The sequence below is a fragment of the Streptomyces sparsogenes genome (assembly GCF_001704635.1).
Lineage (GTDB): Bacteria > Actinomycetota > Actinomycetes > Streptomycetales > Streptomycetaceae > Streptomyces > Streptomyces sparsogenes.
In genome coordinates this window covers 1-7,125 of the sequence record NZ_MAXF01000168.1, presented here as the reverse complement: position 1 = coordinate 7,125, position 7,125 = coordinate 1, and the positions used below count along the sequence as shown (strand labels likewise).

The 7,125-nt window shown below is 75.7% G+C and carries 1 pseudogene; it reads left to right on the top strand.

Annotated elements, in window-relative coordinates:
* Window positions 1-8: 8 nt before the first annotated feature.
* A pseudogene (locus BBH68_RS32315) lies at window positions 9-7,125 on the top strand (acyltransferase domain-containing protein); the annotation flags it as partial.

The window sequence follows — 7,125 nt, the reverse complement described above, 5'->3', positions numbered from 1 at the left end:
AGGTGGCGTCGGGTCCGGCGGGGTTGGTGGCCGGTGGGGGTGTGGTGCCGTGGGTGGTGTCGGGCCGGTCGGCCGGGGGTGTGCGGGCGCAGGCGGCGCGGTTGCGGGAGTTCGTGGCTGCCTCGGATGCGTCTGTTGTGGATGTGGGGTGGTCGCTGGCTTCCTTACGGGCGGGCCTCGAGCACCGGGCGGTGGTGTTCGGCTCCGACCGTGAGGAGCTGTTGGCGGCGTTGGAGTCGGTGGCGGCGGGTGAGCCGGCCGAGGGTGTGGTGTCCGGGGTGCGGGCTGACGGGGCCGATGATGTGGTGTTCGTCTTCCCGGGTCAGGGTTCGCAGTGGGCGGGTATGGCCACCGAGCTGTTGGACGCGTCGCCGGTGTTCGCGGAGCGGTTCGGGGAGTGTGCGGCGGCGTTGGCGCCGTATGTGGACTGGGCGCCGGCGGACGTGCTGCGCGGGAGCGCGGGTGCGCCGTCGTTGGAGCGGGTGGATGTGGTGCAGCCGGTGTTGTGGGCGGTGATGGTCTCTCTCGCCGAGGTGTGGCGTGCGCACGGGGTGGAGCCTGCCGCGGTGGTGGGGCATTCGCAGGGTGAGTTGGCGGCCGCTGTGGTGGCGGGTGTGCTGTCGATGGAGGACGCGGCGCGGATCGTGGCGTTGCGGAGTCAGCTGATCGGCCGGGAGCTGGCCGGTCGGGGCGGCATGGTCTCGGTGCCGCTCGCGGAGGCCGCGGCGGCCGAGTCGATCCAGCCCTGGACGGGGCGGATCAGCGTCGCGACGGTCAACGGTCCCCGGTCCACGGTGGTGGCCGGTGAGGCCGCGGCGCTGGACGAGTTCATGGCCGCCTGCGAACGGGACGGCGTCAACGCGCGCCGGATTCCGGTCGACTACGGCTCGCACACCCCACAGGTCGAGCTGATCAAGGACGCCCTGCTGGAGCTGGCCGCCCCCGTGACCCCGCGGTCGGGCGACATACCCATGTACTCCACGGTCACCGCGGAGCTTCTGGTCGACGGCACGGCCGACGCCGGCTACTGGTACCGCAACCTGCGCGAGCCCGTGCGCTTCCACGACACCGTCAAGGCGCTGGCGGCGGCGGGTCACACCACCTTCGTCGAGGTGAGTCCGCACCCGGTGCTGACGTCCCCGGTCGAGGAGACCGGGGAGGAGGCGGGCGTGGACGTCTTCGCGGGCGGTACCCTGCGCCGGGACCAGGGCGACGGCAGGCGCTTCCTCACCTCCCTGGCTGCCCTGTGGGCGCGGGGTGTCGTCCCCGACTGGTCCGCCGTGTTCGCGGGCACCGGTGCCCGCCGGGTCGAGCTGCCCACGTACGCCTTCCAGCGCCGCCACTACTGGCTGGCCGGGGCGTCCGGCACCACGCAGGTGGCGGGGGCCGGGCTGTCCGCGCTCGGCCACCCGCTGCTGGCGGCCGGCATCGCGCTCGCGGACGGCGAGGGCCACGTCTCCACGGGCCGGATCTCCGTCCACACCCACCCCTGGCTCGCCGACCACGTCGTGGCGGGCCGGGCGCTGGTGCCGGGCGCCGCCGTGCTGGAGCTGATGTTGCGGGCGGGTGAGAGCGTCGGCGGCGAGCTGCTGGACGAACTCGTGCTGCACGCCCCGCTGGCCGTGCCGACGGGTGACACGGCGGTCGACCTCCAGGTCGCCGTCGACGCGCCCGACGAGCAGGGCCGGCGCGCGGTGCGGCTGCACTCCCGGGCGCACCGGCCGGGCGAGGAGGACGACGGGGCGGAGTGGATCCGCCATGCCGAGGGATGGCTGACCGCCGCGCCCGCCGAGGCGCCGAGCCCGGTGGACGCGGCCTGGCCCCCGCCCGGCGCGGAGGCCGTGGACATCGACGGGCTGTACGAGCGCCTGGCGGCCAGGGGCTACGGCTACGGCCCGGCCTTCCAGGGCATGCGCGCGGTGTGGCGGCGCGGCGAGGAACTGTTCGCCGAGGTGGCGCTGGAGGAAGGCGCCGAGCGCGACGCCGGGCGGTTCGGGGTGCACCCCGCGCTGCTCGACGCGGCGCTCCAGACACGCCTGGTGACCCTGCTGGAGGACGAGGGCGAACGGCTGATGCCGTTCTCCTTCGCCGGGGTCCGCCTCCACGCCACCGGGGCCACCACGGCCCGGGTCCGGCTCACTCCCACGGGCGCCGACACCCTCTCGGTACGGCTCACCGACCACACCGGGCTGCCCGTCCTCACCATCGACGCGCTCACCTCCCGGCCGCTCGTCGCCGACGCGCTCGCCGACCGGCGAGTGGACTCGCTGTACCAGGTCACCTGGGCGCCGCTGCCCGGCGGTCCCGGCGACGCCGACGCCCGCGGGCCGATGGCGGTCCTGGGCGAGGCCGTGCCGGGCCTCGAACTGCCGCGCCACCCGGATCTCGCCGCGCTCGCCGAGAGCGTCCGCGGCGGTGCCCCCGTACCCAGGACCGTGCTCCTGCCCTGCCCGCGGCCGGAAGCCCCGGACACCCCGGACACCCCCGCGGCGACGCGAGAGCTGCTGGCCGCCGTGCTCGCCACCGTCCGGGAGTGGCTCGCCCTGCCCGAGCTGGAGGAGGCCAGGCTGGCCGTGGTGACCCGCCGAGGCGCGGCCGTGGCGCCCGGCGAGCGGCCCGACCCGGGCCACGCGGCGGTGCAGGGCCTGGTGCGCTCGGCGCACTCCGAACACCCCGACCGCTTCCTGCTGATCGACCTGGACGGGGCGCCGGAGTCCGGCGCCGCCCTGCCCGCCGCGGTTGCCGGCGCGCAGGCCGCGGGCGAGCCCGCGGTCGCCGTACGGTCCGGGGCGGTGTCCGTGCCCCGGCTCGGCCGCGTCGCCCCCGCGGACACCGGCACTCTGGCCCTTCCCGAGGAGCCGGCCTGGGGCGTGGACCTGGACACCGGAGGCACCCTGGACGGGCTGCGCCTGGCGGCCGCGCCACGCGCCGCGGCGCCCCTGGAAGAGGGCCAGGTACGCGTGGCCGTACGCGCCACCGGCGTCAACTTCCGGGACGTCCTCGTGGCGCTGGGCGTCGTACCGAACACCGAGGCGCTGTTCGGCAGCGAGGGCGCGGGCGTCGTCACCGAGGTGGGCTCCGGTGTCACCGGGCTCGCGGTGGGCGACCGCGTCATGGGCCTGCTGTCCGGCTCGTACGCCGGGCCGCTGGCGGTGGCCGACAGCCGCATGCTGGTGCCGGTGCCCGCCGGCTGGACCTTCGCCCAGGCGGCCTCCGTGCCCGCCGCGTTCCTGACCGCCTACTACGCGCTGGTCGACCTCGCCGGGCTGCGCGAGGGTGAATCGCTGCTGGTGCACGCGGCCGCCGGCGGCGTCGGCATGGCCGCCGTACAGCTGGCCCGGCACCTGGGCGCCGAGGTGTACGCGACGGCGAGCGAGGCCAAGTGGCCCACGGTGCGCGCCACCGGCATCGCCGCCGAACGGCTGGCGTCCTCGCGCGACACGGAGTTCGCGGACCGCTTCCTGGCGCAGAGCGAGGGGCGCGGCGTCGATGTCGTCCTCAACAGCCTGGCCCGCGAGTACGTGGACGCCTCGCTGCGCCTCCTGCCGGGCGGCGGCCGGTTCGTCGAGATGGGCAAGACCGACATCCGCGACGCCGACGAGGTCGCCGCCGCCCACCCCGGCGTGCGGTACCGGGCCTTCGACCTCGGGGAGGCCGGCGCCGACCGGCTCGGCGCGATGCTCACCCACCTGGCCGAACTCTTCACCCGGGGCGCGCTCACCCCGCTGCCGGTCACGGCCTGGGACACCCGCCAGGCGCCCCGGGCCTTCCGGCACATGAGCCAGGCCCGCCACACCGGCAAGGTCGTCCTCACCAACCCGCGCGGCGCCCTCGACGGCACCGTGCTGGTCACCGGCGGCACCGGGCTGATCGGCTCCGCCGTGGCCCGCCACCTGGTCACCGAGCACGGCGTGACCGACCTGGTGCTCACCAGCCGCCGCGGCCCCGAGGCCCTGGGGGCCCGGGAACTCGTCACCGAGCTGGCCGGCCTCGGCGCCACCGTACGCGTCGAGGCCTGCGACGGCGCGGACCGCGCGGCACTCGGCCGGCTCCTGGACGGGCTCGACGGGCTGTGCGGCGTGGTGCACGCCGCCGGCGCCCTGGACGACGGCGTCGTCACCGCGCTCACCCCCGAGCGGCTGGAGACCGTGCTGCGCCCCAAGCTGGACGCGGCCTGGCACCTGCACGAACTCACCCGCGACCGCGACCTGGCGCTCTTCGCGCTGTTCTCGTCCGCCGCCGGCGTACTCGGCTCCGCCGGGCAGGCCGGCTACGCGGCGGCGAACTCCTTCCTCGACGCCCTCGCCGCGGAACGCCGCGCCCAAGGACTCCCCGCGCACTCCCTCGCCTGGGGGCTGTGGGCCGACCGCAGCGCGATGACCGGCACGCTGGGCACCGCCGACCTCGACCGGATGCGCCGCATCGGCATCCGGCCGCTGGCCACCGAAGAGGGCCTGGCCATGTTCGACGCCGCCGTCCGTCTCCCGTACGCGCACACCGTCCCCCTCCGCCTCGACCTGGCGGCGCTGCGCGAACAGCGGCCCCCGGCCCCGCTGTTCCGGGCGCTCGTACGCACCACCACCAAGCGCGCCGCCGCCAACGCCCCGGCCGGTGGGGGAGACGGGCTGCGCGACCGGCTCGCCGCGCTGCCCCCGGCGGAACGCGACCGGGCGCTGACCGATCTGGTGCGCACCCAGGCCGCGGTGGTCCTCGGCCACGGCGGCGCCGAAGCGGTGGAGCTCGACCGGGCCTTCCGCGACATGGGCTTCGACTCGCTGACCGCCGTCGAACTGCGCAACCGGCTCGGCTCCGCCACTGGCCTGCGCCTGCCGGTGACCGCCGTCTTCGACCACCCCACCCCGGCGGCCCTCGCGGCCGAAGTCGGCGCGCGGCTCGGGGTGGACGCGCGGCCCGGCGCGGAGACCGGGGCCGTACCGGACCGCGCGGCCCCGGCCGCCGCCACGGCCGCGGCACCCGACGACGACCCGATCGCCATCATCGGCATGAGCTGCCGCTTCCCGGGCGGCGTCGACTCCCCCGAGGGACTGTGGCGGCTGCTCACCGACGAGCGTGACGCCATGGGGGACTACCCCACCGACCGCGGCTGGGACCGCGTGGACCTGCACCACCCCGAGGCCCCCGAGCTGCGCTTCGCCAAGGTCGGCGGATTCCTGCACGACATGGCGGACTTCGACCCCGGCTTCTTCGGGATGTCGCCCCGCGAGGCCCAGGCCACCGACCCGCAGCAGCGGCTGCTCCTGGAGACCACCTGGGAGGCGCTCGAACGGGCCGGCATCGACCCGGGCACCCTGCGCTCCACCCCGACCGGCGTCTTCACCGGGCTGATCTACAACGACTACGCCGCGCGCTTCCCCGACCTGCTCAGCGGCTACGAGGGCTACCTGGGCAACGGCAGCGCCAACAGCGTCGCCTCCGGCCGCATCGCCTACACCCTCGGCCTGGAAGGCCCCGCGATCACCGTCGACACCGCGTGCTCCTCCTCGCTGGTGGCCCTCCACCAGGCCGCCCACGCCCTGCGCAACGGCGACTGCACCCTGGCGGTGGCCGGCGGCGTCACCGTCATGTCGACCCCGCGCCCGATGGTCGAGTTCAGCCGGATCAGCGGTCTGTCGCCCGACGGCCGCTGCAAGGCGTTCTCGGCCGGGGCCAACGGCATGGGGTTCGCCGAGGGCGCCGGGATGGTGGTCGTCGAGCGGCTGTCGGACGCGCGCCGCAACGGGCACCCCGTCCTCGCGGTGCTCCGCGGCTCCGCGCTCAACCAGGACGGCGCCTCCAACGGACTCACCGCGCCCAGCGGACCCGCGCAGCAGCGGGTCATCCGCCAGGCGCTCGGCAACGCCGGGCTCGCCCCCTCCGACATCGACGTCGTCGAGGCGCACGGCACCGGCACCCCGCTCGGCGACCCGATCGAGGGCCAGGCCCTGCTCGCCACCTACGGCCGGGACCGGCCCGAGGACCGGCCGCTGCTGCTCGGCTCGGTCAAGTCGAACATCGGCCACACCCAGGCCGCGGCGGGCATCGCGGGCGTCATCAAGATGGTGCTCGCCCTGCGCCACGGCGTCGTACCGCGGACCCTGCACATCGACGAGCCCACCCCGCACATCGACTGGGACTCCTCCGGCGTACGGCTGGCCGACGCGACCGTGCCGTGGCCCACGACCGGCCGGCCGCGGCGGGCCGCCGTCTCCTCCTTCGGCATCAGCGGCACCAACGCCCACGCCATCCTCGAGTACGCGCCCGAGCCCGAGCCCGAGGCGAGCGAGGACACCGGCACCGACCTGCCGTGGGCCATCTCCGCCAAGAGCCCGGGGAGCCTGCGCGAGCAGGCCCGCCGGCTCCACGCACATGTGAGCGCGGCCCCCGTCGCCGCCGTCGACATCGCCCGCTCCCTGCCGACCACCCGCGCCACCTTCGAGCACCGCGCCGTGGTCATCGGCCGCGACCGCGAGGAGCTGCTGGGCCGCCTGGCCGCGTTCGGCCGAGGCGACGATACCGTCGGCGTCGTCCAGGGCACCGCGGCCCGCGACACCAGGGTCGTCTTCGTCTTCCCGGGTCAGGGTTCGCAGTGGGCGGGCATGGCCACCGAGCTGTTGGACGCGTCGCCGGTGTTCGCGGAGCGGTTCGGGGAGTGTGCGGCGGCGTTGGCGCCGTATGTGGAGTGGGTGCCGGGGGATGTGGTGCGGGGGCGTGCGGGTGCGCCGTCGTTGGAGCGGGTGGATGTGGTGCAGCCGGTGTTGTGGGCGGTGATGGTCTCTCTCGCCGAGGTGTGGCGTGCGCATGGGGTGGAGCCTGCCGCGGTGGTGGGGCATTCGCAGGGTGAGTTGGCGGCCGCTGTGGTGGCGGGTGTGTTGTCGATGGAGGACGCGGCGCGGGTGGTGGCGTTGCGGAGCCGGTTGATCGGCCGGGAGCTGGCCGGTGGGGGTGGCATGGTGTCGCTGCCGGTGGCGGAGGCCGCGGCGTACGAGCTGATCGCGCCGTGGACGGGTCGGATCAGCATCGCGACGGTCAACGGCCCCCGGTCCACGGTGGTGGCCGGTGAGGCGACCGCGCTGGATGAGCTGATGGCGGCCTGTGAGCGGGATGAGGTGCGCGCGGATTCCGGTG